Origin of the sequence: Nitrospira sp., from assembly GCA_024998565.1 — a bacterium.
Taxonomy (GTDB): domain Bacteria; phylum Nitrospirota; class Nitrospiria; order Nitrospirales; family Nitrospiraceae; genus Nitrospira_A.
This window is the reverse complement of the sequence record JACOEM010000005.1, coordinates 236975-262299: the sequence shown is the minus strand read 5'-3', so window position 1 is coordinate 262299 and position 25325 is coordinate 236975. Positions and strand designations below refer to the sequence as shown.

Here is a 25325-nt window from a genome sequence, read left to right as displayed (position 1 = left end):
CCCCTCACCATTTCGGCGGCGTTCACACACGTGATGCGATCTACGGCACTACGCCTGCGTGCGATTGACCTGATTCAGAGCCGGCCTCCCGGCGCAGACTGCGGCAATGTTCTCCAGGCAGATCATTCCCATGCGCACACGCGTCGCCAAGGTCGCGGAGCCGAGGTGCGGGAGGAGCACTACCTGCCGCAGGTCGCGCAGACTGGGGTGAAAGACCGGTTCCTGTTCGAACACATCCAACCCCGCGCCGGCCAGTTGACGTCGCAAGAGTGCATCGACCAACGCGCCTTCATCCACCACCGGTCCCCGTGAGGTATTGAGCAGGAACGCCGTGGGCTTCATGAGTGCCAGCTGCCGCGGGCCGATCAAGTGATGCGTCTCCGGCGTAAGCGGTACATGCAGAGTCACGAAGTCGGCTTCTCTCAGCAGGTCGGGCAGGGGGCGCTGTTCCCATTGCGACGAGATGTGTCCCGGCGCATGCGGGGTTCGTGAGCTGTAACAAATGCGCATGTTAAATCCGGCGGCCCGCTTCGCCACCGCCTGTCCGATCCGCCCCATGCCGACGATACCCAGCACCTTGCCCGAGACATCCGTCCCCAGCATTTGAGTCGGGGCCCAACCGGGCCAGGCTCCCGCTCGCACGTAGGCGTCGCCTTCCGCCACCCGCCGCGCCACCGCCAGGATCAAGGCCCAGGTGAGATCGGCCGTCGAGTCGGTCAACACGTCCGGCGTGTTCGTGACCACAATGCCCTTGGCCGTCGCGGCGGTGAGGTCGATGTTGTTATACCCCACGGCGTAGTTCGCCAGGATCTTGAGTCTGGTCGGCTCGGCCAGCAGGGCCGCATCCACGCGATCGGTCAGGGTGCAGATGGCCGCATCGGCTTCGCGAAGGCCTGCCTTGAAGGTCTCCCATGAGGGTGCGATGTCGCGCGGCTCATTGAAGAGCTGAAACTGCTGGCGGGCGGCCGCCATGACCGGATCGGGCAACAGTCGGGAGATATAAAGGATGGGAGGTGACATGGCGCCTCGTTCGAATGGCACGTATCTTAGCGAATCGGGTGCTAAGCAACAACTCACTTGTCCTGCTCTCTTCCGAGCGACTACAATAACGCAACGTAATCACAAGCATGACCCTCATCCTTCCTAACACCTCATCCGTCGTCGTCAGCGACCTTCGGCAACTCCTCGGACAGGCGAAGGTCTGGAACGATGTGCCTACGCTGACCGCCTACGCCGTCGATGCCAGCATTTACCGGATGCAGCCGCAAGCCGTCGTGCTCGCGGAGCATGAAGGCGACATCGATACCGTCGTGCGATTTGCGGTGGAGCGGGGCATCCCCCTCACGCCGCGCGCCGCCGGTACTAATCTCACCGGCTCCGCGATCGGTTCCGGCATCATCCTGGATATCTCCAAGATGAACCGCATCCTCGACGTGAATGAGGAGGAACGCCGGGCCCGTGTGCAGCCGGGGATCGTCCTGGCGGAATTGAACAAGCAACTCGGGCGCCGCAATCTCCTCTTCGGTCCCGACCCGTCCAGCGGCGACATGTGCAAGCTCGGGGGCATGCTCGCCAACAATTCGGCCGGGCCCCACACCCTCATCTATGGTTCCGTGAAAGACAACGTTCAGGCCATGCGTGTCTGCCTGCCGTCCGGCTCCTGGCTCTCCGCTTCCTCGATGAACCTGAACGATCCTGAGTTGGATCAGACCCTCGCGGCCCATCCGTCGCTCAAGTTGATCCTCGACCTCGTCCAGCGGCAGCGCGGCCTGATCGACGGCAAGAAGCCGACGGTGAGCAAGAACAGTTGCGGGTATAACTTGTTCGGCCTTGCTGACGGGCTGAGTCGCGATGTCTTCGATCTCCCCAAACTGTTCGTCGGCAGTGAGGGTACGTTGGGAGTGGTGAGCGAAGCGATGCTTCGTCTCGTGCCGAAACCACAGGGCACGTTGACGGCGTTGATCCACTTTCGCCGTCTCGAAGAAGTCGGGGAAGCGGTGCCGCATCTGTTAAGCCTCCGGCCGAGCGCACTGGAAGTCATGGATGCGAACACGCTGAATTTGATCGGCCGGTCGGCGCATGGCATTCCCGCCGATGCCGCCGCCACCCTGCTGGCCGAACTGGACAGCAGCGAAGGCGAAGCCGATCTGCGTGAACGGGCCGATCAAATGGCTGCCATCTGCGGGCGTTATCAACTGTGCGGCGACCTCACCATTGCCTACGACAAGGAGCAGCGCGACCAACTCTGGAAAGCGCGCAAGGCCTTGTACCCCACACTCTATCGCTTCGATCCGCGCAAGAAGCCGATCAACTTCGTGGACGACGTGGTCGTGCCCGCCACGCGGATCAGCGAGTTGATCCGCTACCTGGAAACCTTCTTCGAGGGCCAGCATGTGCCGGTGGCGATCTTCGGCCATATCGGTAACGGCAACGCCCACATCACGCCCCTGCTCGACGTGAACGACCGGCAGGATTTCGACAAGATGGTGCAGGCCTACCACGAGATTCACAGCGCGGTGCTCTCGCGGTTCGAGGGGTCCATTTGCGGCGAACATGGCGACGGCCGCGTGCGGGCGGAATATGTGCGCAAGATGTTCGGTGATGAGTTGTATCAACTCTTCGTGCAGGTGAAGCAGACGATCGATCCGGCGAACGTGATGAACCCCGGCATCAAGATCAGCGAGACGCCCTTCACCGAACACATCGACTACCAGCGCCTCTCGAAATCCTGTGCGACCTGCGCGAAGTGCAACTCCGTCTGTCCGGTCTACGACGTCTTCCAGTCGGAAGACATGAGCTCGCGCGGCTGGTTCGAAATCGTCACGGCGAAGGACTACAGCTACCTCGACTCGAAGCGGGTGGTGGAGGCCTGCTTGAACTGTAAATCCTGCCGCACGATCTGTCCGGCCGGGGTGGATGTGTCGGAGCTGATCCTCCAGCGGCGCGCCGAGAATCCCAACCAGGGCTCGCGCTGGCTCTTTGCCCTACAGGCGAAATTGCCGGTATTTGAAGCGATACTTAAACTATTGGCCAGGACGCAATCGTGGTGGGATCGGCCCGCTCCACGCGGTCTGCTCGAACGGCTGGCCGCGCCGGTGATGAAACGCATCGCCTCCACGGCCAAACTCCCGGCGGACATGGTCCTGCCCAAACTCGCGACGATCCATCTGCGCGACCGGTATCCGGAGTTGACGCAACCCTCGAAGTCCAAGACCGGCCCCCGCGTCGCGTACTTTCACGGCTGCGCGGCGAACTACTTCGACGACGGGGTGGGGGACGCGGTCATTTCTGTCCTGCGCAAACATCAGGTCGAACCGGAACTTCCGCCGCAGCGTTGTTCCGGAACGCCGATCGAAACTTACGGGCATCTGGATCTGGTGAAGGACAACGCTCGCTTCAATCTGCAGTCCCTGGCGGGCTATGATCAGGTCGTCACGGGTTGCGCCTCCTGCACGCTGATGCTCAAGGAATACAAAAAGTTTTTCGAGAGCGGGCCGGAACAGCAGGCGGCGGAGGCGTTGGCGAAGAAGGTGCTCCACATCACGGAATTCGTGGCGCGCTCCGACCGGCATCCACCGATGGGGACGCCGCAAGGCCAGGGCGGGAAGGTGACCTACCATTCGTCCTGTCACCTGCGAGCCGCCGGGGTGACCAAGGAGCCGCGGCAGTTGCTCAAACAATTGCCGGGATCGGACTATGTGGAGATGACCGATGCCGACCGCTGCGCGGGCGGGGCCGGCACCTACATCGTCAAGGACTACGACACCTCGCAAAAAGTCTTCGACCGGAAGCGGCGGAATATCGAGCAGAGCGGGGCGGAGACGGTGGCCACCAGTTGCCCGGCCTGCATGATTCAGCTCAGCAACGGCATGCGCGGCCGCGTGGCCGTAAAACATGTGGCGCAATTACTCAAGGACGCCTATGAGGCGGGGGCTGCCACCGAGACAGGATCAGGAGCGGGCCAATGACCTTTCGCAAAGTGGATATGATTTTTGTGGTGCTGGCGCTGCTCGTGGTGGGAGGCGTGGCCCTGCTGCCGTCGCCGCGCGACCGCAACCCGAAGGTGCCGGCCAACAGCGCGCACCAGGCGATCACCGTAGAGAGCCAGTGCACGACTTGCCATACGCCGACCGGCGCGCGCCCCTTGCCGGGGCAGCATCCCAAGCGGCAGGATTGCCTGCATTGCCACGCGCGGGCGCAAGGGTGAGGCGGGAAACGTGAAACGTTAGACGTGAAACGTGAAACGTAAAAGGCGAAGAAATAGGACGTAAGAGGCAAAGCATAAGCCGGAACACGACCGAAAGTCGTTTCACCTTTTACGTCTCACGTTTCACGCCCCACGCACCGACTGAATAGGAGGATTCATCGACTATGGTCAAAGTGTTGATTCTTGGGCCGACGTTACAACAGCGGGTGACGGAACCGGAATTGGATGTGGAAGTGGAAGGATCGGTACCCATTAAGCTACTCATCGAAGGCAATGCCGACCTCATGGATGCCCTGGCGCCGTTCGTGGTGCGCGGCGAACTGCTGGTGACCGTGAACCGCAAGGTCGGCTCACTCGATTCCGTGGTGAAAGACGGCGACGTGTTGAAAATCGCTCACCAATCCCGCGCCTCCTACGACGGCACCACCGATATTCCTACCTGAGTGGGAGACGGCCTCGAGGGCCGGCGCCCGTGAAGCGTGAAACGTAAAAGGTGAAACGTTTGGGTCCGGTCGGAACGCCTCCCCAGGTCCCTACGAGATACGGTTCCTCTTCCTCCCCTCGGGCCATCCTGGTAGACTGGCGCCGCAATCGACCGGGCCGGGAGCGGGGAGACGATGGCGCGCAACGATCAGGCGGTGCGTCTGTTGGTGGTGTTGAAGCAGTTGGAGGCGTCGCGGCAGGGCCTTACGCTGGAGCAGCTGGCTGAGTCGCTCGCGCCCGGCTCCACCCGGCATCCTCGCACCCTTCGTCGCGACCTCGCCGCGCTGGAAGAGGCGGGCTACCCCCTCGTCACCGAACGCATCAACGGTCAGACCTGCTGGCGGCTCATGGAGGGATTTCGAAACGTCCCCGGGTTGCGCTTCTCCCCCTCTGAGCTGATGGCGCTGACCTTCAGCCGTCGGCTCATTACCCCGCTGGAAGGCACCGAACTCCACACCTCTCTGCAGTCTGCCTTAGGCAAGGCCGCCGCCGCGCTGCCGCCGCAGGGCGTGGCCTTGGTCCAACAGCTCGACGGCACCTTCAGCGTGGGCCTCGGTCCGCACAAACGGTATCGGCAACATCGCGAAACCATCGACCGCCTCACCAGAGCCATCACCAACGCCACGACCGTGCAGATCCGTTACGATTCCGCCTCGCGCGGCCGCACGACCAGGCGCGAAGTGGATCCCTATCGGCTCTGGTACGCGACCGGCGGCCTCTACCTCATTGCCTACTGCCACCTGCGACGCGAGCCGCGCATGTTCGCCGTGGAGCGGATCAAGTCCGTCACGCCCACCGACCATCCCTATCAGATGCCGCTGCATTTCGATCTCGACGCCTTCGTGCAGGATGCGCTGACCGTCATGCGCGGGCCGCGCATCGAGGTGGAATTGGAGTTCAACAGGGCCACCGCCGCCTGGGTGAAGGATCGCGTCTGGCATGCCACACAGGGGACCAAACGCACCAAAAGCGGCGGTCTGCGGATGACCCTCTCCGTGGCCGATACGAGAGAGCTGATCGGGTGGGTGCTGAGCTTCGGCAGCGGGGTGAAGGTCCTCAAACCCGACAGCCTGCGGGAAGCCGTGCGCCAGGAAGCGCAACGGATCGCAGCGCAAGTATAGGCCAATCTCTGTCAGGGCGAATCTTGTTTGTGGTGTATACGATACGAAGGAGAGACCATGAGAAAGAAACCATCCGGCTCATCAGCGCAAGGCAGGCGAGTCGAAAAGAGCGTCAAGCATATACCGGACTCGCAAATTGATTTCTCCGATATCCCGGAAGCGACGGACGCAGAGTTGAAACGTATGCGTCGAGTCGGCCGGCCGGCCAGCGGCATGGCCAAGCAGTTGATCGCCATTCGTCTGTCCCCGAAACTTCTGAGCCAGCTGCGCAAGATGGCTGCCAAGCAGGGGAAGCCGTATCAATCCTTGATTCATGAACTTCTAGCGAAAGCGGCCGCAAAAGCTGCGTAGAACTTTCCGCGGGCACTTCAGATGAAGAACACAAAACGAGCCAAGCTGGAAGCGGCCGGATGGGCTGTCGGGTCGGTGAAGGAGTTCCTGGGCCTGTCCGAGGCAGAGTCGGCGCTCATCGATATGAAGTTGGCGCTCAGTCGGAGTCTGCGAGATTGACGGAATAAACAGGGTTTATCACAAGTCCAACTCGCCGAATGCCTTCAATCCAGCCAATCCAGGGTGGCGAAGATGGAAGCCGGCGACCCCTCCGTGTCCATGGACCTCTTGGTCAGCTCGCTCTTGCTCCTCGGTGCCAATTCCGCCGATCTTGCCAAGGCGATCAGCGGCGAAGGCCGCAGCAAAAAGGGGCGGGCAGCGTAGCGTTACGGCCTTGCCCATCCCGTCGTTCGTATACGCCAAACATGTTCAAGGCCTGTTCCCAAGCTTCAGTCTTTTTTGTTCCCGCTATCGCTCATACGTTTCTATTTCCCTCGTATTTTACGTCGTATGTCTTACATTTCCCGATCTACGTTTTACGCCTCACGTTTCACCTTTCACGGCATCCTGTCCCCCAGCGAGATACGCTTCACGAACGACGAGCGTCGTTTCATGGTGCCGCGTGTTGTGCCTGAGTCCTTACATGCGCCCTTGGTCGCTATCCCGAAGGCCGCTTGCGAATGTCTCGGATTTAGGACATACTGGGAAGCGTGAAGTCGATCGTCTTTCATCCGAAGGCGTTGGAGTATATCCGTGATGAGGATCCTGCCATCCGGCGGGAGATCGGAGAAGCTCTCCGGGACCTTCAAAAGGGTCTGCAGCTGGGCATGCCCCTGAGTAGACCGATGCAGGTAATAGCGTCGGGGGCACATGAGCTGCGAGTAACGGGGCCATCCACTACGATGCGAGTGTTCTACTATGTCAAGCTGGCTGACGCAATCGTGGTGTTTCATGCATTTCAGAAGAAGACGCAGAAGACTCCCAAGCGCGAGTTGATCACAGGCCGACAGCGATTGAAGGAGGTGTTACATGGCGACAGCTAAAACAGGCAAGCGGGTGACTGTTCGATCCGCAGAGGACCTCGGCCGCGCATTGGGCCTCTCAGTGGCCGATACGGCCGAGATGGAGTTTCGATCCGACCTCACCGTCTCCCTTGTCAGCATTATCGAGGCCGGGTCGCTCACGCATGCGGAAATCGCAAAGCGCGCGGGGACGTCGCGGACCCGTGTCACGGCTATTGCGAATGGGAATACCGGAGGAGTGTCGACCGATGTGCTCATCCGCGTTCTGGCGGCCACCGGGCATCGGGCGGAGGTTCGGGTTAAGAAAACGGCGGCGTAACCCCTCTTCCGTTTGCCGTCAGCCAGCACAGTTCTTTCATCGAGTGACGACTCTTCGGGAATACGTTTTACCTCATTGCGCTTCCTGGTCTGCGTTGTACGCCTCACGTTTCACCGTTGACGTTTCACGCCCCCCTCGATCCCCAGTCCCCTAGACACCCACCAGCCGCTGTTGCCGGTAAAAACGCGAGTGAATTAAGGCGCGGGAAAGAGTATCCTGCGGCGCAAACTGCACGACTTGTGTCTGGGGGAATGAAGCTGCATGTTCGAACAAGCCTTTAGAAATATCGACGACGTACTCAGAAAGGAAGCCGGTTGTACCACCGAGCTGGACTATACCGAACAGACCTCCTGGCTGTTGTTCCTCAAGTACCTCGATGGGCTGGAGCAGGACAGGGCAGACGAAGCCAAGCTGGAGGGCAAGCGTTACAGCTTCATCCTGGACAAAGACTACCGGTGGGAAAGCTGGGCCGCGCCAACCCTTCGACAGAGCTCAGGGACCGGGCGAGTGATCGATCACAATAAGGCCATGACCGGCAGTGATCTCAGCGAGTTCGTCACCCTGAAACTCTTTCCCTATCTGCACAGTTTCAAGCAGAAGGCCAGCGGGCCGAATACCATCGAATACAAAATCGGGGAAATCTTCGGCGAGATCAAGAACAGGATTCGAAGCGGGTACAACCTGCGTGAGATCATCGACCACATCGACGAACTGCGCTTCCGTTCCCAGTCCGAGAAGCACGAGCTCTCGCACCTCTATGAAGCCAAGATCAAGAACATGGGCAATGCCGGGCGCAACGGCGGCGAGTATTACACCCCGCGTCCGCTCATTCGCGCCATGGTGCAGGTGGTCAAGCCCAAGATCGGCGAGAGGATTTACGACGGGGCCTGCGGGTCGGCGGGGTTCTTGTGTGAAGCCTTCGATTATCTGAAGGGCAAGGGCAACCTCACGACGAAAGACCTTACCACGCTTCAGACCCGCACCTTCTACGGCAAAGAAAAGAAGTCGCTCGCCTATGTCATGGCGATCATGAACATGATCCTGCATGGCATCGAGGCGCCGAATATCATCCATACCAACACGCTCACCGAAAACCTCGCCGACATTCAGGAGAAGGACCGCTACGACATCGTGCTGGCCAATCCACCTTTCGGCGGCAAAGAGCGGAAGGAAGTGCAGCAGAACTTTCCTATCCGCACCGGCGAGACGGCGTTCCTGTTTCTCCAACACTTCATCAAGATGCTCAAGGCGGGCGGGCGCGGAGGCGTGGTCATCAAGAACACCTTCCTGTCTAATACCGACAACGCTTCCGTGAGCCTGCGCAAACTGCTACTGGAAAGCTGCAACCTACATACGGTGCTCGATTGCCCCGGCGGCACGTTCCAAGGCGCAGGCGTGAAGACCGTGGTCTTATTCTTCGAGAAGGGCGCGCCGACGAGGAAGGTCTGGTACTACCAGCTCGATCCGGGCCGCAGCCTCGGCAAGACCAACCCGCTGAATGACGACGATCTCAAGGAATTCATCAAGCTTCAAAAGACATCAGCCGAATCGCCGAAGTCCTGGGCGGTAGATGCCAAAACCATCGATCAAACGACCTTTGATCTCTCCGTGAAGAATCCGAACGGTGGCGAGGTGGTGACGCACCGCAGCCCGCAGGAGATCATGGACGAAATCGCCGCGCTTGATGCGGAGAGCGCGGAGGTGTTGGGGGCCATCAAGGCGTTGATATGAAGGGCGGCTGGCAAATGAAGACTCTGGACCAGATCGCATTAAATCTGGACAGCAAGCGCATACCCATCACTAAGTCCGCTCGCGTTAGCGGTAAGTATCCCTACTATGGCGCATCCGGGATCGTAGATTATGTGACGGATTATATCTTTGAAGGCGATACGTTGCTTGTGTCGGAGGATGGCGCAAATTTGCTTGCGCGGTCGACGCCCATTGCGTTTCCGGCATCAGGAAAATACTGGGTCAATAATCACGCCCATATACTGAAATTCGACGACATGACAACCCAGCGATTCGTTGAGCTCTACCTGGACAGCATTCCGCTCGATGAATACGTGACAGGGGCGGCGCAACCAAAGTTGAATCAGCAGGCGCTGAACTCAATTCCAATACCGCTCCCCTCGCTCTCCGAACAGCAGCGGATCGTCGGCATTCTCGACGAAGCGTTTGAGGGCATCGCCATCGCCAAAGCCAACGCCGAAAAGAACCTCCACAACGCCCGCGCCCTCTTCGAAAGCCATCTGCAATCCGTCTTCACTCAGCGGGGGAATGGGTGGGTGGAGAAGAAGCTGCGCGACGTTTGCGCAATAACGTCGGTGCTCGTTGATCCTCGGAAAAAGGAGTTCCTCGATCTGATCCACGTCGGTGCAGGAAACATCGAATCACAGACCGGAGTGTTCATTGACCTCAAGACCGCTCGGAAAGAAGCGCTCATATCCGGTAAATTTATCTTCGATGAAAAAATGGTGCTCTACAGCAAAATTCGTCCTTACCTCATGAAGGTGGCACGGCCTGATTTTAGAGGCCTTTGTAGTGCTGATATGTATCCGCTCGCGCCCATTCCGGATCAAATTACTCGCGACTACCTCTTTCATCTTCTTCTGAACAAAGATTTCACTGACTACGCGATTCAAGGCTCGGCTCGTGCTGGAATGCCGAAGGTGAATCGGGAGCATCTCTTCGAGTTTAAGTTCTGGCTTCCCGATTTGAAGACGCAGAAGCAACTTGCGGATGACCTGGACTCTCTCGCCGCCGAAACCCAACGCCTCTCATCCATCTATCAACAAAAGCTCGCTGCGCTGGATGAGTTGAAGAAGTCGCTGCTGCATCAGGCCTTCAGCGGAGAGCTCTGATGATGAGTTTCATGGAGTCGTGATGGAAGATTTGCAGACGAACCTCGTGATTTTTCAGGAAGCCGATCGGCCGGTTGAGGTACGGTTAGATGTCCAGGGGGATACGGTCTGGTTGACGCAACGTCAGATGAGTACCCTGTTTGACACCACACCTGAAAACGTCTTAATGCACCTTAAAAACATCTTCCAGGACAAGGAGTTAGGAGAAGTGGCAACTGCTAAGGATTTCTTAGCAGTTCAAAACGAAGGCAACCGGCGAGTGCAACGGACCCTCAAGCACTACAATCTGGATGCCGTGATCTCAGTAGGGTATCGCGTCAATTCCAAACGAGCGGTGCTGTTCCGCCAATGGGCCACCCGCATCCTGCGCGAGCACCTCACCCAAGGCTATACCCTCAATCGCCAGCGATTCGAGGCCAACGCCCGCGAACTGGAAGCGGCCCTCCAACTGGTGCGCAAGGCCGCGCGCAGCCCTGAGCTTCAAGCGGATATGGGACGCGGGCTGGTGGATATCGTCACCCGCTATGCGCAGACCTTTGTGCTGCTGCAGCGCTACGACGAAGGGCTACTGACCGAACCCCCAACGACAGCAGGGGGAACACTTCCCACGTTAGATGACGCTCGTGCGGCGCTGGCCGGACTCAAGGCCGACCTGATCGCCCGCGGGGAAGCGTCCATGCTTTTTGCGCAGGAACGGCAAGAGGCCTTTGAGGCGTTGTTGGGGAATCTGGATCAGAGCGTGTTCGGCGAGCCTGCTTACCCAAGCGTGGAGGCCAAGGCCGCGCATCTATTGTATTTCGTCATCAAGAACCACCCGTTCGCCGACGGCAACAAACGGAGCGGTGCCTTTCTATTCGTCGATTTCCTGAATCGCAATGGCCGCCTGCTGGATCGCACCGGGCAACCGGTCATCAACGATATTGGCTTGGCGGCGCTGGCCCTATTGGTGGCGGAGTCAGATCCCGCGCACAAAGACACGATGATCCGTCTGATCATGAATATGCTGGCCCAGGGAGCCTGAAGTGAACGAAGCGGAGACCCGCGCTGAACATGTCGATCCTGCGCTGAAGGCGGCGGGATGGGGCGTGGTCGAGGGCAGCCGCGTTCTGCGCGAATATCCCATCACTTTGGGTCGCATCGAGGGATTGGGGCGGCGTGCGAAGCCGCTGATAGCGGATTACGTCCTCGTCTATCGCAACCATAAACTGGCCGTCATCGAAGCCAAAGCCTGGGATGAGGAACTGACGGAAGGTGTGGCGCAAGCCAAGCAGTACGCCGGGAAGATTGCCATCCGTTTTGCCTACGCCACCAACGGCCAGGGCATCTACGGCATCGACATGGACAATGGCACCGAGGGGGAGGTGCCGCACTATCCAGGACCGGACGAACTTTGGAACCGCACCTTCGCCAAACAGAACGCCTGGCATGACCGTTTCGCCACCGTCCCGTTCGAAGACAAAGGCGGGTACTTTCAAGGCCGCTACTACCAGGACATCGCGGTGGAACGGGTGCTGGAAGCCATCGCAGCAGGCAAACCCCGTATCCTGCTCACCCTGGCTACCGGCACGGGCAAGACCTTCATCGCCTTCCAGATTGCCTGGAAACTATTCCATAGCCGATGGAACCTAAGCCGCGAGCCCTTGCGCCGCCCGCGCATTTTGTTTCTCGCCGACCGGAACATTCTCGCTGATCAGGCATACAACGCGTTCTCGGCCTTCCCTGAGGATGCGTTGGTGCGAATCGAGCCGGACGACATCCGCAAGAAGGGCAAGGTGCCGAAGAACGGCAGCCTGTTCTTTACCATCTTCCAGACCTTTATGGTTTCGACGAGCTCAACCACCGGGGCTTCGGCAGGCTCAGCCACCGATCTATCGATAGATTCTGCTTCTGGGACTCGGGCTAACATGAACTCCAGTTTTAATGAGATATCTGAGATCACGAATGCCGTTGGCTACATGTATATCCTCGAATGCTCAGATGGGAGCTTTTATACGGGGAGCACTACAAACCTGCGAACTCGCCTGCAGCAACATAATGATCAAGAAGGCGCAAGGCACACGGCAGCACGCAGCCCTGTAAAACTCATCTATTACGAGACCTTCGACCGCATTGACGAGGCATTTGCCGGGGAAAAACAGGTGCAAGGCTGGAGCCGGGCAAAGAAAATTGCCTTGATCGCCGGAAACAATCATCGGTTGCCACGTTTATCACAAAGCAGATCTGTCCCTGGCACCTGGGGCGCTGATACCTCGGTCGATGAGCCTGTCGAAGCGTTCGGCGAGTACCCGCCGGACTTTTTCGACTTCATCGTCATCGATGAGTGCCATCGCGGCGGGGCCAATGATGAAAGCAACTGGCGGGACATCCTCAACTACTTTGCCCCGGCGGTACAACTCGGCCTGACTGCCACCCCCAAACGCAAAGACAACGTGGATACCTATGCCTATTTCGGGGAGCCGGTCTATATCTACTCGCTGAAAGACGGTATCAACGACGGGTTTCTCACACCCTTCAAGGTGAAGCAAATTACCACGACGCTCGACGACTATGTCTATACGCCCGATGACAAGTTGATCGAAGGGGAGATCGAATCCGGCAAGCGTTATACCGAGCTGGACTTTAACAGGATCATCGAGATCAAGGAACGCGAAGCGCACCGGGTAAAGCTCTTCATGGACCTGATCATTCAGCAAGAGAAGACGCTGGTCTTCTGCGCCATCCAGGACCATGCACTCGCAGTGCGTGATCTGATCAACCAAATGAAGTCAGTCGCCGACCCGAACTATTGCCAACGGGTGACGGCCAACGACGGGGAACTCGGCGAGCAACATCTCCGGGACTTTCAGGACAACGAGAAGACCATTCCGACGATCCTGACGACATCACAGAAGCTTTCCACCGGCGTGGATGCCCGGAACATTCGGAATATCGTGTTGATGCGCCCGATCAACTCCATGATCGAGTTCAAACAGATCATCGGGCGCGGTACCAGGCTCTATGACGGCAAGGACTACTTCACGATCTACGACTTCGTGAAGGCACACCACCATTTTAGTGATCCGGAGTGGGACGGGGAGCCGCTGGAGCCGGAACCGAAGCCTGCCCCTTTCCCGCCGCGACCGGATCTCCTGCCCGACAGGGTGCGCGAAAAGCCTGCCGAATACGCCAAACGACAAAAGATCATAGTGAAGTTGGCCGATGGCAAGGCGAGGACGATTCAGCACATGATGGTCACGTCCTTCTGGCACCCTGACGGCACGCCGATGTCGGCCCAGCAATTTATGGAACTGCTCTTCGGCAAGCTGCCTGAGTTTTTCAAAGACGAAGCGGAACTGCGCGCCTTGTGGAGCCTGCCGGACACGCGAGCCAAACTCCTGGAGCGGTTGGCCGAGAAAGGTTTCGGCAAGCAGCAGATGGCGGAGATGCAGAAGATTATCGACGCCGAAAAAAGCGACCTCTTCGATGTGCTGGCGCACGTGGCCTATGCGCTGCCGCCGCTGAGTCGCGAACATCGGGCTTCGAAGGCCAAAGTTGAAATCAGTCATCACTTCAACAACAAGCAGCAGGTGTTCCTCGACTTCGTGCTGTCGCATTATGTCACGGTCGGTGTGGAGGAACTCGAACAGGAGAAGCTGACTCCGCTGCTGCGCCTCAAGTACCACAACTCCATCGCCGACGCCGTGGCTGACCTGGGAAAGCCGGAAGAGATCGGGCAGGTATTCGCTGGGTTCCAGAAATACTTATATCAGCCTCAGATCCAGGCGAGGATATAGGATGGCTCCAGCACTTTTTCCCTTTTAACGTCGGCAACACCACCCTTGCCTGTGGAAAACAAGGCGAATCTCAACTGTTTCCAAAATGGAGGCAGTTCAAGCCACCGCGGAATTGGTGTCAGGAATGGTTTCATTGCTGAGGTCATGGCAGGTCATTTGAAGGCCTAAAATAGGGTCAGGTCTTGCAATCAAACATTCTGACCTGACGGGAGTCTATCCTTCCCGTGAGCCCCACACCTCGGTGCCTTCGGCTTGTTCACCGTTAGTCTTTTCGCTTCACGCATCGCTAGCCTCTGACTCTCCGTCCCCACCACGCCGCTGATGGTTTGATCCTGTGTTTCGCCCGCCGCCCTAATTGATCCTTCACGGACTGCCTGTTATCCTCGATCGTGATGGTGTGCCGTGGCAATGTTCACCCCTCAGGGAGGACTTCATGAAGCCGATGACTCCAGCAATGCTCCTGAAGGCGTTGACCATGTTTCGAGGGTTTACACAGACGGCGGCGGAGTATCTCAGGGACAAAGAGCGGCTTCGTCATCTCTTGGCCGCGGCGGTTTCGATTGCGCAGGGTCGCGGTGGCAAGCTGTTGAACGACCTTCAATTGTTGGTGCGGCTACTGAAAGCGTCCGTAAGCGGAGCCTATACCGGCTTTTCGGTTCACAAGCTCGTCACCATCGTGGCGGCGATTCTGTATCTCATCAGTCCGCTCGATGTGATCCCGGACTTCATTCCTGTGGTCGGTTATGCGGATGATGCGGCGGTGATTGCCTGGGTGTTGAACAGCATCGCTGAACAACTGAAGGACTTTAAGAGTTGGGAACAGGGCACGTGACCGGAAGAAGTCCTGCGACGTGAGTAGGCTTTTGCACGAAATTCCCTGTTAGAATGGCCACCCTCACGAACATGTGGTCAAGGAAAGGCCTGCGATGTCGAAGCCCTCACAACCGAATGCCGTGCTTGTGGCGATCCGCACGCCTCGCGTGACTGTGGATGAGCTGGACAGTTCGCTGCAAGAGCTCACCCGTCTGGTGACGACCCTCGGGTACCACGTCGTGGGCCGTGTGACGCAAAAGCGGAGTTCCGATAAATATGCGGCGGTCCTGGGACAGGGCAAACTGGCCGAATTGGCGCTGTGGACCGGCGGGTCCGGAAAAATCGAATCGGCGTTTGAGCGGCCGAAGCACAAAGCGGCGTCGAAGTTCGAGGCGGAGGACCCGGACGTCACGGAAGAATCAGGCGACGACGAATCGGACGATACCATCGAGGTTTCCCCAGGCCCTGGCCAGCAGGCGCAGATCGTCATCGTGGACTGTGACCTGTCGCCGTCCCAATTGAAAAACCTTGAACGTGCCGCCGGCGCGCCGGTGCTCGATCGGACCGGGGTCATCATTGAGATTTTCAGCCGGCACGCGCGGACCAGAGCGGCCCGGCTGCAGGTGGAGATCGCGCGGCTCAATTATCTTGCGCCGCGGTTGCGGGAAACCGGCGGCGGGAGCGAGCGGCAAGGCGGGGGAGTTGGTGGCAAAGGAGCCGGAGAGACGAGTCTGGAGCTCGATAAGCGAAGAATCCGCGATCGCACGAAAGAGCTCCGGACGGAATTGGCGGCGATCGGGGACGAGCACCAGACGCGCCGCGCAAGGCGGGAACACGAATTGACGGTCGCGCTCGTCGGGTACACCAATGCCGGGAAATCCTCGCTCATGCGGGCGATGACGGGCAGCGAGGTGCTCGTGGCCGACAAGCTGTTCGCCACGCTCGATACCACGATCCGGCCCTTGTATCCTGACACGCGTCCAAAAGTGCTCATGTCCGATACGGTGGGATTCATCAAAAAGCTCCCGCATGACCTGGTGGCCTCGTTCAAGTCGACACTGGATGAAGCGGCCAGTGCCTCGCTCTTGCTGTTTGTCGTCGATGCCTCCGATCCGTCCTTTCGTTCCCAACTCGATGTCACGCGGAAGGTGTTGGCCGAAGTCGGCGCCACGGAGGTTCCCAGCCTGCTGGTGTTGAATAAACGGGATCGTCTCGCGCCGGATGAACTCGCGGCCCTGAAGGCGGAATATCCCGACGCCATTGTGCTGTCCACGAGAAGCAAGGACGATCTACAGGCGCTCCGTGAGCGCATCATGGGGTACTTTGAGAGCGATATGCTCGACGAGGAATTGCGCATTCCGTTTACGGCTCAGGCGGTCGTCGCAGAGATCCGCGCCAAGATGCGTATCCTGTCCGAAGACTATGATGCCGAGGGGCTCACGATACGGGTGCGCTCGACCCCTGAGAACCTGACTGCCATCAAAAAGAAGCTCCCGCGCTGAGGCGCGGATTCCACCCTATTCGGGGTCAGGTCTTGCAATCAAACAATCGACCGATTCTGGGGAAGTGACTCGCTCCTTCGTCCGGTCGGGTGGGGCAGAATTGCGCGAACCTTACCCTCGTTGTCTGCCCAATCCGGTCGCAGGCAGGAGCGATCGACACACACATTCCTAAAAGGAGATTCTCCTAAGGCGCGCCAAAAGACCCAGCACCATCCCGATATCGACATTCGGTTCAACAAGGTGTCGTTGAATCTCACCACCCATGACGAATGCGGACTGACGCAGAAAGACTTTTTCATGGTGCGGCAATCTGACGAGGCTTAGGCGAAGCGGTAGGAACCTGTGGTGGCCTATCCCTGTGCAATTAACCCGTATTCCTTCTGCCACTGCCCCTTCCCTGTCTGTCAGTTCCATATCTCCACGAATCCCTGTGTCAGGGGATCTTCCCAGTATGCCCTCCTTCGCAGGAGGGGTACGGTAAGAGCTGAGACCGGCTCAGTTACAACATGGGAGGACGTATGATGAAACGAAGCGTTGAAATACTGCTCGTCGCAGCCCTGGTCACCGGAGGGGGAGGGCTCGCGTTTGCGGCCGATCCCATGAAAGAGAAGGAAGCCACGCCGACCCTCGGCGAGAGGATCACCAAGGATGCCGTCAAGGGCACGCTGATGAAGATCGACGGTGAGTTTTATCAGATCAGAAATACAGATGGCGATCTGGTGAAGGTCCATGTGGACAAGAGCACGAAGCTCGACAAGGTGGTCGAAGGCGATATGGTCAAAGCCTACGTCACCGATAAAGGCCACGTGACGACGTTGCAGCGGGTTGAGAAGTAAGCCGATCCCACGTCGGCCCCGGAGCGGCGGGCCTAGCAGCCTGCCGCCTGGTTCGGGTGGGCGGGGTGAGGATTGGAAGTGCCGCTCTGAGCGCTCTTCGCGCGCTTCAATGTTCAGAGTTTGGACATTCAGCAAGATTCGGCGTAGATTTTCCTGCCGTGGCCGCGACACCTCCCAAACATTTCTCGATGCTCCGCGAGTTCCATCTTGCCGATGTGCTCACGCTGGCTAACGCCGCCTGCGGACTTGCGGGCGTGTTCTTTGCCATGGAGTACATGAGCAGCCGGTTGTCGGTCCATTTTTTCGCGGCGGCCGCCCTATCGCCTGCGGCGCTGACCTTCGATTGGTTCGACGGCCGGGTCGCTCGATGGCGGCATCAGCAGTCGGTACTGGGGCGGGAGCTGGATTCGCTGGCCGACATCATTTCGTTCGGCGTCGCACCGGCGGCACTCGGGTTCGCCGCTGGCCTGCGGGGAGGGTGGGACTGGATCGCCCTGACGTACTTCGTCTGCTGCGGGGTGAGCCGGCTGGCCCGGTACAACGTGACCGCCGAGAACCTCTCCGCTGGCAGGGACAAGGTAGCCTATTTCGAAGGCACTCCCATTCCCACCACCGCGCTCCTGACCGGCATCCTCGCCCTGGCCGCCTGGCAGGAGCGTCTCGGCGAGCACCTCTACGGAGACGTCTGGACCGTCGGCCCCGGCGACCTGCATCCGTTGTCCCTGATGTTCATCCTCTCCGGCACCTTAATGATCAGCAAAACCCTCCACATCCCGAAATTGTAGAAGTCGCACTATTTCTATTTTGGGGTCACTATTTTGGGGTCAGGTCTTGCAATCGAATACTTCATCGGCCCTGGGGAAGTCACTAGCATCCCCGTCAGGTCTGATCAGTCACAATGGCGGGGGCCTGTTCAAGGGGGTGGGGAAGTGATGGACACCGCGCTGCAATATGACCGGCTGCAATTCGCCGTCACCGCCACGTTTCACTACCTCTTTCCTCAGCTCACCATGGGGCTGGCCCTGCTGCTGGTCTATTTGCGGACGCGTGACTTGCTCAGTGAAGGGGACCATTATCACCAGGTAGCGCGATTCTGGACCGGCATCTTCGCGCTAAGCTTCGCGTTCGGCGTCGTCACGGGCATTCCGCTCGAATTTCAATTCGGTACCAACTGGGCCAGGTTTTCGGAATACGCAGGCGGCATCGTCGGGCAGACGCTGGCGATGGAGGGGGTGTTCGCTTTTTTTCTGGAGTCGTCGTTCCTCGGCCTGCTCCTGTTCGGCGAATCGCGAGTCAGCCGGCGCACGTTGTGGCTGGCGACCCTGTTGTTGTGGATCGGCTCATGGTTGTCCGGTTATTTCATCCTGGCGACAAACGCCTGGATGCAACATCCGGTGGCCTATCACGTGGCGGCCGATGGTCGGCTGACGGTCGAAAGTCTGGTCGGGCTGCTCACGAACCCTTGGCTGATCTGGCAGTTTGCTCACAACATGACGGCGGCGGTCGTCACCGGCGCGTTCGTGGTGGCTGCGGTGGGTGCCCTCTACCAGCTGGCGGGGAGGCATCCCGCGCTGGCCAGGACCTGTCTGCGCACGGGCGTTGTGGCGGGCGCGTTCGCCTCGGTGCTGCTCATCACACCGACGGGACATGAGAGCGCGCGGCAGGTGTTCGAGTTCCAGCCGGTCAAGGGCGCTGCCTTCGAGGGCCTCTTTCGTACCGAGCGCGGCGCCGACCTCGTGCTGATCGGCCAGCCCAACATGGAAACCATGACGATCGATAATCCGCTCGTCGTGCCGTCGGCGCTGAGCCTGCTCGCCTATGACGATCTTTACGCGAAGGTGAAGGGGCTGGATGCTTTTCCCCCGCGCGAGTGGCCGGACCACATTGCGCTGCTGTATTACGCGTACCACATCATGGTCGGGCTCGGCACGCTCCTGCTCGCGGTGATGGGATTGGCCCTGGCGTGGTTGTGGCGTGGCCGGCTCTTCACTGCCCGCTGGTTGCTCTGGCTCCTGCTGTTGAGCGCTCCTTTTCCCTATCTTGCGACGACAGCCGGCTGGATGACGGCGGAGCTCGGCCGCCAACCCTGGCTGGTGTACGGGCTCTTTCGCACGGAGGAGGGCATCTCGCCGCTGGTCCATTCAGGCAATGCGCTCTTCACCTTGCTCGGCTTCCTGGGGATCTATCTCGGGTTGGGGCTGCTGTTCGTCCTCTTGTTCGTGGAAACTCTGCGTCACGGGCCGACGGAGCCGGTTGTGGGGCAGGTGGGGAGCTAACGTGGAAACGATCTGGTATGCCCTGGTGCTGTTCGTGTTGACCACCTATGTGGTGCTCGACGGCTATGACTTCGGTGTCGGGATTCTGTCGCCCTTCGTGGCCCGGCAGGAGAGCGAACGCCGCCTGGTGCGGGAGACGATCGGACCGGTATGGACCGGCAACGAAGTGTGGGTGATCGCCGGCAGCGCCCTGTTGTTCCTGGCCTTTCCGAAGGCCTTTGCGTCGGGGTTCAGCGGGTTCTACTTGGCCTTGATGATCATGCTGTGGCTCCTGATGGGGAGGGGGTTGGCTTTCGAGCTACGGGAGCATGTCGATCACGCGTTGTGGCGCACGTTCTGGGATACCATCTTTTTCCTGGCCAATCTGCTGCTGGCCTTCGTGGTGGGGCTGGTGGTGGGGAATCTGCTGCGGGGAGTGCCCTTGAACGCGAGCGGGTATTTCTTCCTTCCGCTCTGGACCGACTTCAGCCCCGGTCCACTACCCGGCATTCTGGATTGGTTCACTCTGCTGACTGGAGTGACCCTGGTCGCTTTGTTGACGTTGCAGGGTGCGAGTTTCCTAGTGATGAAGACGCGTGGGGAGGTGCAGGCAAGGGTGGAGGCGCTGGCGAAGTTCGCCACGGTCGTGCTTGTGCTGTTGCTCATCGCGGTGGTTGTGACGCTGCCATCAGTCCAGCCTGCGTTCGGGGCACATTATGCGGCCGCTCCCATCGGCTTTATCTGGCCCCTGGCGGCGGTGGTCGCGCTGGTCGTTCGGTACGTGGGCGCTGTCCGTCAACGGCCGTTCCTTGGCTTCGTTGCGTCGAGTGTGTCGGTCGCGAGCCTATTGGTCGCGGCGGCTTGGGGGATTTTCCCCAATCTGTTGATTGCGACGACCGGACAGGCCAACAGTCTCACGAGCCTCAACGCCGCAACCGACCGGACCGGCCTCGAAGTCGGTCTCTGGTGGGTGCCCCCGGGCCTGGCCCTCGTGATCCTGTATCAAGTGCACATTCATCGCCTCTTCGCCCGCCCGGCCGAGCCTGAATCTCCTGCGATGGCTCGCCACTAGTCTAGCCTTCTCTCATTGGGGTCAGGTCTTGCAATTGAACAATGTCACAGACTACACTCCCGCTCATGGCACGTCCCCTCCGTCTCTCATTCCCCGGCGCCGTCTACCATGTCACGAGTCGGGGTAACGCCCGGCAGGACATCGTGGCTGACGACCGTGATCGTTCACAGTGGCTGAGCTTGCTGGCCCATGTCGTCGATCGCTATGGGTGGATCTGCCATGCCTACTGCCTGATGGACAATCACTATCATCTGTTGATCGAGACGCCGAAGCCGAATGTGTCGCTTGGCATGCGGCAGTTGAACGGCCGCTACACGCAGGCCTACAACCTCCGGCACGAGCAGGTCGGGCATTTGTTTCAAGGGCGGTTTACGGCGATTCTACTCGAAAAAGACGCGCATCTGCTTGAGTTGTGCCGGTACGTCGTGCTGAATCCCGTCCGCGCGAAGATGGTATCGCATCCCCGGCTGTGGGCCTGGAGCAGTTATCGGGCGACAGCGGGGGAGACGAAGGCGCCTGCCTGGCTAACGACGGACTGGATTCTGAGCCAATTCGGGCAGCGCGAGGGGCCGGCGCAGGAGCGATATCGCACCTTTGTGGCCGAGGGGCGAGGAGAGGCGGGCCCCTGGGAACAGCTCACCGGCCAGATCTATCTGGGGTCGGAAAAATTTGTGGCGCAGCACCAACCGAATCGGGTCATCCGTGACATTCCGCGCCAACAGACGCAGGCTCAACGGCCGTCCTTGGAGACACTGTTTGAGCGGAAGACGGACCTGGAGAAGATCATCCATCAGGCCTATCGGCAGTACGGGTATCGGCTGGCCCAAATTGCGGACCATCTGGGTGTGCATGCCGCTACGGTGAGCCGCCGCCTGAAGCGGGTTGAACAGAGAAATGTGTGATTGCAAGACCTGACCCCGACAAGGGGGGAGGCTCATTTCTTGGCGGGATATACCTCGACCGTCTCCCGGATCTTGACCCATTTGTCCCATCCATAACTTCTGGCCGTGCTTCTGATCGCTTCCCGTGCGGCCTCGATGGCTTTGTTCAGCCTGGTCCGGTCCAACGTGGACGCATGTCGCACGACAATTTGGAGCGTTTGCGGATCGGCGAGTACAATGTCGAGCGAATAGGGATGGTCGGGAGTGGCCTCCCGTCTCAGTCCGGCTCGCATGAGTAATGCCAGCCACTCGCCTTCCGTGGGTGTGTACGGCGTGACGCCTGGCCGACTGCGCGTCGGTTGCGACTCCGTGGTCGTCACTTCCTCTCTGTCCTCCCGACATTGATTGTCGCTGCAGGCCTTGGTTCGGGTTTGCCGAGTCTCCAGACAATCGTTCCTATCGCCTGCACTAATGGCATTATCGAGGCATTTTCTCGCCTCAACTTGTGCGGCGTTGAAACAATCGGAACAGGGGCTCTGCGCGTAGACCGGCGTGCCAAACAACACGAGCGCACAGAACGCGAGCACAAGTCGTAGGGTCATGATCGGATCTCCTGCAAGCCGTGCCGAAACCACCTGGCTCTTGAAGAGTTGCCGCAGCCTGTCCATTCCTGCCTCATCCTGTACGCCACTCGCTCCTATTTTTCAATCGTGTTGCCGGCCGTTCTATCAGGCATCACGCTTGGAGTGAGTCAGGTCTGGCAATGATTCCTGACGAGGCCGTACACTCGCCGGTAATCCAGTTCCTCTGTCTGGATTTCTCCGTGCCCCGGAATTTGCAACCAGGCAGGACAAGGGCGGGCAGAGAACGGACAATTCGATTGCAGGATTCCAGCGTAGTTCGACGAGAAACGCGCCGGCTGCGGCGGCCGTAAGGAAAGAGTAATTTGTGTGATTGCAAGACCTGACCCCAAACAAAGAGAGAGGGCCTCGATGTTGAACGACAGCGTGAAAGCGGCGGTGCTCGAATTTCGACGGAAGCGGGATTGGGAACAGTTTCACAAGCCCAAGGAACTGGCGGCGGCTATCGCCGTTGAGGCGAGCGAGTTGCTGGAGGTCTTTCAGTGGAAATCGCATGACGAGGTGGCGCGTTTGCTGGAAAGCCCGGCACGGGTTCGGGTGGAGGATGAAATTGCCGATGTCGTGATCCTGCTCTCTTACCTGTGTCATGATCTCGGTTTAGATGTGAACGCCGCGGTGCTGGCGAAACTCAAGAAGAACGACGCCAAGTACCCGGTCGAGAAGTCCTATGGCAATGCCCGGAAGTATGATGAGTGATCGAGCCTCACGCCTGTTCCAGGGAGGTCTCATGATGTGGCAATCTGTCTTGTTGTCCGTGGCGGTCTCGGTCGCGTTCGCCGGCTGCGGGGCGACCAGGCATGCCCGCTCGGTGGAGCCGTCCGGATTTCTGCAGGACCTCTATGCGCAGATGCGCGAGGGTAAGGGCGACGAAGCGCTCCTGGTGTATCGCAATCCGGCAATCGATTGGCCGGCGAAGGCCGCGTACAGCAAGATTCTCTTAGATCCGGTCATGATTTGGCGGGGGAAAGACTCCAAGGTCGATGGGCTCGATCCGAAGGAGGCCCAGGTGATCGCTGATTCTTTCTATGCGCTCCTGTATCAGGAACTCGCCCAGGATTATGCGATGGTGAGCGAACCGGGTCCCAAGACGTTTCGGATGCAGGCCGCGCTCACCGATACCGAACAATCCTATCCCGCCTTGGATATCGTCTCGAGTGTGCCGGCGCCGTTTAACGTCGCCTTCGTCGCCTCGACCATTAAAACGCTCACCACCGGAAAACCGTTGTTCAAAGGCGCGGCCTCCATCGAGGGCAAACTCATGGATGCGGAGTCTGGGGAGATTCTCGCAGCCGCCGTGGATCGGCGGGTCGGCGGGCGCTTTCTCGACGCGGAGGTCTTCGATTCCTGGAACGACGTGCACGGCGCCTTGAAGTACTGGTCGCAGTTGACCCGCTTTCGCTTGTGTCAGTTGCGCAAGCAACCCAACTGTGTCTCGCCCGGCTCGTAGGTGGATCTGTTCGATCTCTTCTCACCGATAGAGATCCTTTTGGCCTTGAGCGACCAGCGGGAGTTCAGTGGGAGACCGAGGAACGCGGCCAGGTAACGCATGGTTGAGAGGGTATGGAGGTGACACAAGCGAGGCGAGAGTCTTCTTGACGCATCCGTCCGGTCGGCTGTCTTCAAATATTTCGCTCAGTTGAAGCGCCTTAGCCGACCAGGTACCATGCCTGCCTCATCTTGTGTGGAGGCGTTATGGCACAGATCACCGAAGTTGCTCCAGACCTGTTCCGCATCACCACCTTCCTCGAACCGTTCAACCTGCAATTCAGCCAGTTTCTCGTCCGGGATGCCCAGCCGCTCCTGTATCACACCGGCCCGCGCATGTTGTTCCCGGCGGTGAAGGAGGCGGTGGCGTCGTTGATCGATGTCCGGACGTTGCGTTGGATCGGGTTCAGCCATTTCGAGGCCGACGAGTGCGGGTCGCTTTCGGAGTGGCAGCAACTCGCCCCGCAGTCCGAGGCCGTCTGCAGTGTGGTGGGTAAACTCGTGAGTGTGGATGATTGTCTCGCGCTTCGACCGGCGAAGGGCATGGCGGATAACGAGGTGCTCCAGACCGGCAAATACCGGTTTCGCTTCCTGGCCACGCCACATGTGCCCCATTGCTGGGAAGCGGGGCACATGTTTGAGGAGACGCAGCGGACGCTCCTCTGCTCCGATCTCCTGCATCAAGCCGGCAATGGCGAACCGGTGACGCATTCGGACGTGGTTGGTCGTTGTCGGGACGTACTCATGGAATATCAGCAGGGGCCGCTGGCGAACTACATGCCCTATTGCACGTTGACGGATTCCACCATCAATAGGCTGGCGGCGCTGCAGCCCAGGACTCTGGCGACCATGCACGGCTCGGTGTACGTCGGCGACGGCGGGCAAGCGCTGCGTGATTTGGCCACGGTCTTTCGAGAGGTGTTGGGCGCTGCCTGACACGGTGAGGTGGGTAAGCAGAGGGGGCACCCGCTGGTTGACCGGTGGAGTTTCAATCGGCTAGGCTCCTCGCGTTCCTGCTGCATTTCTGCCGCTTCCGAAACGATCCGTTGCGAGGTGTTATGCGCATACGTCACGCCGTCATCGCGTTCAGCCTGGCCGGTTGCCTGACCATACCCGGGTGGGGTGTGATCAGGGCCGAACCCTCCTTTGATCAGACGGCCGGGTACATCCTCAATATTGTCAGAGCGTTTCGTACCGCCTACGTGCTCCACGTCGTCGAACATGCGCGAGACGCGGGGCTCTCGCCGCGCGAGGATTGGAAAACCGATGCTCATTTCCTCCCGCTTCCCGCCCAGTTCGTCAAGGAAGCGGCCGAGCAAGTGGAGGGATTGGAGATCGGCCTGATTAGTTTAACGCCGCTGAATCCGGCAAACCGCCCCCGTACGGACGCGGAGATGACGGCGTTACTTCAGTTGGAGAAGGATCGACAACGCGGGGTCATCGGATTCGTGGACGGCGAGGAATTCAAGGCGGTGTCGGTGGATTTGGCGCTGGTGCGGTCCTGCGTCGATTGTCACAATCAGCATCCCCGTGCGGTGCGCAAAAACTTTCAGCAATGGGATGTGATGGGCGCCCTGGTGGTCCGGCTTAAGCGCAGGGTCGAAGGGGAAGGTCAGGCCCTCCCTCCGGAACCTCCTAAGCGAGCGCCGGGACTACTCGAAGGGCCTCCGCCTCCGCCGACGATTACACCGCCCTGGGTGCGATGACGGGCTGATCAGGCGGTT

The 25325-nt window shown here is 59.4% G+C and carries 26 protein-coding genes and 2 pseudogenes; 26 read left to right on the top strand and 2 right to left on the bottom strand.

Annotated elements, in window-relative coordinates:
* Positions 1-48: 48 nt before the first annotated feature.
* Complete coding sequence (locus H8K11_10735) at positions 49-1020, bottom strand: D-glycerate dehydrogenase (protein MCS6264221.1); 972 nt, start codon at positions 1018-1020, stop codon at positions 49-51.
* Positions 1021-1127: 107 nt separating this feature from the next.
* Between H8K11_10735 and H8K11_10730 the strand changes: the two genes are divergently transcribed.
* The 22 genes and pseudogenes from H8K11_10730 (at position 1128) to H8K11_10625 (ending at position 21496) form a co-directional block, all read left to right on the top strand.
* Entirely contained in the window at positions 1128-3968 is a 2841-nt protein-coding gene (locus tag H8K11_10730) for an FAD-binding oxidoreductase (protein ID MCS6264220.1), read from the top strand.
* Positions 3965-4207 (top strand): hypothetical protein, encoded by a 243-nt coding sequence (locus tag H8K11_10725; GenBank protein ID MCS6264219.1) that lies wholly within the window; start codon positions 3965-3967, stop codon positions 4205-4207. The genes H8K11_10730 and H8K11_10725 overlap by 4 nt, the downstream gene beginning before the upstream one ends.
* Before the next feature lie 164 nt (positions 4208-4371).
* On the top strand, positions 4372-4650 hold the full coding sequence (locus tag H8K11_10720; GenBank protein MCS6264218.1) for a hypothetical protein: 279 nt from the start codon (positions 4372-4374) through the stop codon (positions 4648-4650).
* 174 nt (positions 4651-4824) lie between these two features.
* Positions 4825-5811, top strand: a complete 987-nt coding sequence (locus H8K11_10715) for a transcriptional regulator (protein ID MCS6264217.1) — start codon at positions 4825-4827, stop codon at positions 5809-5811.
* Complete coding sequence (locus H8K11_10710; protein MCS6264216.1) at positions 5712-5951, top strand: BrnT family toxin; 240 nt, start codon at positions 5712-5714, stop codon at positions 5949-5951. Before H8K11_10715 ends, H8K11_10710 begins: the two co-directional genes overlap by 100 nt.
* A gap of 43 nt (positions 5952-5994) precedes the next feature.
* The gene (locus H8K11_10705) at positions 5995-6162 is read left to right on the top strand and encodes a BrnA antitoxin family protein (GenBank protein ID MCS6264215.1); all 168 of its coding nucleotides are present in this window, start codon (positions 5995-5997) and stop codon (positions 6160-6162) included.
* Positions 6163-6183: 21 nt separating this feature from the next.
* Positions 6184-6525, top strand: a pseudogene (locus H8K11_10700) (helix-turn-helix transcriptional regulator).
* 326 nt (positions 6526-6851) lie between these two features.
* Positions 6852-7184 (top strand): type II toxin-antitoxin system RelE/ParE family toxin, encoded by a 333-nt coding sequence (locus tag H8K11_10695; GenBank protein MCS6264214.1) that lies wholly within the window; start codon positions 6852-6854, stop codon positions 7182-7184.
* Positions 7171-7482, top strand: a complete 312-nt coding sequence (locus H8K11_10690) for an XRE family transcriptional regulator (protein ID MCS6264213.1) — start codon at positions 7171-7173, stop codon at positions 7480-7482. The genes H8K11_10695 and H8K11_10690 overlap by 14 nt, the downstream gene beginning before the upstream one ends.
* 261 nt (positions 7483-7743) lie before the next feature.
* Positions 7744-9213 carry an N-6 DNA methylase gene (locus H8K11_10685; protein ID MCS6264212.1) on the top strand — a complete coding sequence of 490 codons (1470 nt, stop codon included), beginning with the start codon at positions 7744-7746 and terminating at the stop codon, positions 9211-9213.
* Positions 9210-10343 carry a restriction endonuclease subunit S gene (locus tag H8K11_10680; GenBank protein MCS6264211.1) on the top strand — a complete coding sequence of 378 codons (1134 nt, stop codon included), beginning with the start codon at positions 9210-9212 and terminating at the stop codon, positions 10341-10343. Before H8K11_10685 ends, H8K11_10680 begins: the two co-directional genes overlap by 4 nt.
* A gap of 22 nt (positions 10344-10365) precedes the next feature.
* The gene (locus H8K11_10675) at positions 10366-11364 is read left to right on the top strand and encodes a virulence protein RhuM/Fic/DOC family protein (GenBank protein MCS6264210.1); all 999 of its coding nucleotides are present in this window, start codon (positions 10366-10368) and stop codon (positions 11362-11364) included.
* Between the two features lies 1 nt (position 11365).
* Positions 11366-12163 (top strand): annotated as a pseudogene (locus H8K11_10670) (DEAD/DEAH box helicase family protein).
* 135 nt (positions 12164-12298) lie between these two features.
* Entirely contained in the window at positions 12299-14116 is a 1818-nt protein-coding gene (locus H8K11_10665) for a GIY-YIG nuclease family protein (protein ID MCS6264209.1), read from the top strand.
* Between the two features lie 433 nt (positions 14117-14549).
* Entirely contained in the window at positions 14550-14948 is a 399-nt protein-coding gene (locus H8K11_10660; GenBank protein MCS6264208.1) for a DUF1232 domain-containing protein, read from the top strand.
* A gap of 94 nt (positions 14949-15042) precedes the next feature.
* Positions 15043-16431, top strand: coding sequence for a GTPase HflX (gene hflX / locus H8K11_10655; GenBank protein ID MCS6264207.1), 1389 nt, complete (start codon positions 15043-15045; stop codon positions 16429-16431).
* A 99-nt stretch (positions 16432-16530) separates the two neighbouring features.
* On the top strand, positions 16531-16755 hold the full coding sequence (locus tag H8K11_10650) for a 4a-hydroxytetrahydrobiopterin dehydratase (protein MCS6264206.1): 225 nt from the start codon (positions 16531-16533) through the stop codon (positions 16753-16755).
* A 194-nt stretch (positions 16756-16949) separates the two neighbouring features.
* Positions 16950-17267: a hypothetical protein gene (locus H8K11_10645; protein MCS6264205.1), complete on the top strand. Its 318-nt coding sequence runs from the start codon at positions 16950-16952 to the stop codon at positions 17265-17267.
* Positions 17268-17455: 188 nt separating this feature from the next.
* Positions 17456-18052: a CDP-alcohol phosphatidyltransferase family protein gene (locus H8K11_10640; protein MCS6264204.1), complete on the top strand. Its 597-nt coding sequence runs from the start codon at positions 17456-17458 to the stop codon at positions 18050-18052.
* A gap of 147 nt (positions 18053-18199) precedes the next feature.
* Positions 18200-19543 carry a cytochrome ubiquinol oxidase subunit I gene (locus H8K11_10635; GenBank protein ID MCS6264203.1) on the top strand — a complete coding sequence of 448 codons (1344 nt, stop codon included), beginning with the start codon at positions 18200-18202 and terminating at the stop codon, positions 19541-19543.
* Between the two features lies 1 nt (position 19544).
* Positions 19545-20594: a cytochrome d ubiquinol oxidase subunit II gene (cydB, locus tag H8K11_10630; protein ID MCS6264202.1), complete on the top strand. Its 1050-nt coding sequence runs from the start codon at positions 19545-19547 to the stop codon at positions 20592-20594.
* A 65-nt stretch (positions 20595-20659) separates the two neighbouring features.
* The gene (locus H8K11_10625; protein ID MCS6264201.1) at positions 20660-21496 is read left to right on the top strand and encodes a transposase; all 837 of its coding nucleotides are present in this window, start codon (positions 20660-20662) and stop codon (positions 21494-21496) included.
* Positions 21497-21528: 32 nt separating this feature from the next.
* On the opposite strand, the gene H8K11_10620 is transcribed toward H8K11_10625, so the two are convergent.
* On the bottom strand, positions 21529-22077 hold the full coding sequence (locus tag H8K11_10620) for a hypothetical protein (GenBank protein MCS6264200.1): 549 nt from the start codon (positions 22075-22077) through the stop codon (positions 21529-21531).
* Between the two features lie 390 nt (positions 22078-22467).
* Between H8K11_10620 and H8K11_10615 the strand changes: the two genes are divergently transcribed.
* From H8K11_10615 to H8K11_10600, 4 genes are all read left to right on the top strand, one after another.
* On the top strand, positions 22468-22812 hold the full coding sequence (locus H8K11_10615; protein MCS6264199.1) for a nucleotide pyrophosphohydrolase: 345 nt from the start codon (positions 22468-22470) through the stop codon (positions 22810-22812).
* A gap of 31 nt (positions 22813-22843) precedes the next feature.
* On the top strand, positions 22844-23563 hold the full coding sequence (locus H8K11_10610; protein MCS6264198.1) for a DUF3313 domain-containing protein: 720 nt from the start codon (positions 22844-22846) through the stop codon (positions 23561-23563).
* A 245-nt stretch (positions 23564-23808) separates the two neighbouring features.
* Positions 23809-24537 (top strand): MBL fold metallo-hydrolase, encoded by a 729-nt coding sequence (locus H8K11_10605; GenBank protein MCS6264197.1) that lies wholly within the window; start codon positions 23809-23811, stop codon positions 24535-24537.
* 122 nt (positions 24538-24659) lie between these two features.
* Positions 24660-25307: a DUF3365 domain-containing protein gene (locus tag H8K11_10600; protein MCS6264196.1), complete on the top strand. Its 648-nt coding sequence runs from the start codon at positions 24660-24662 to the stop codon at positions 25305-25307.
* Positions 25308-25325 lie beyond the last annotated feature (18 nt).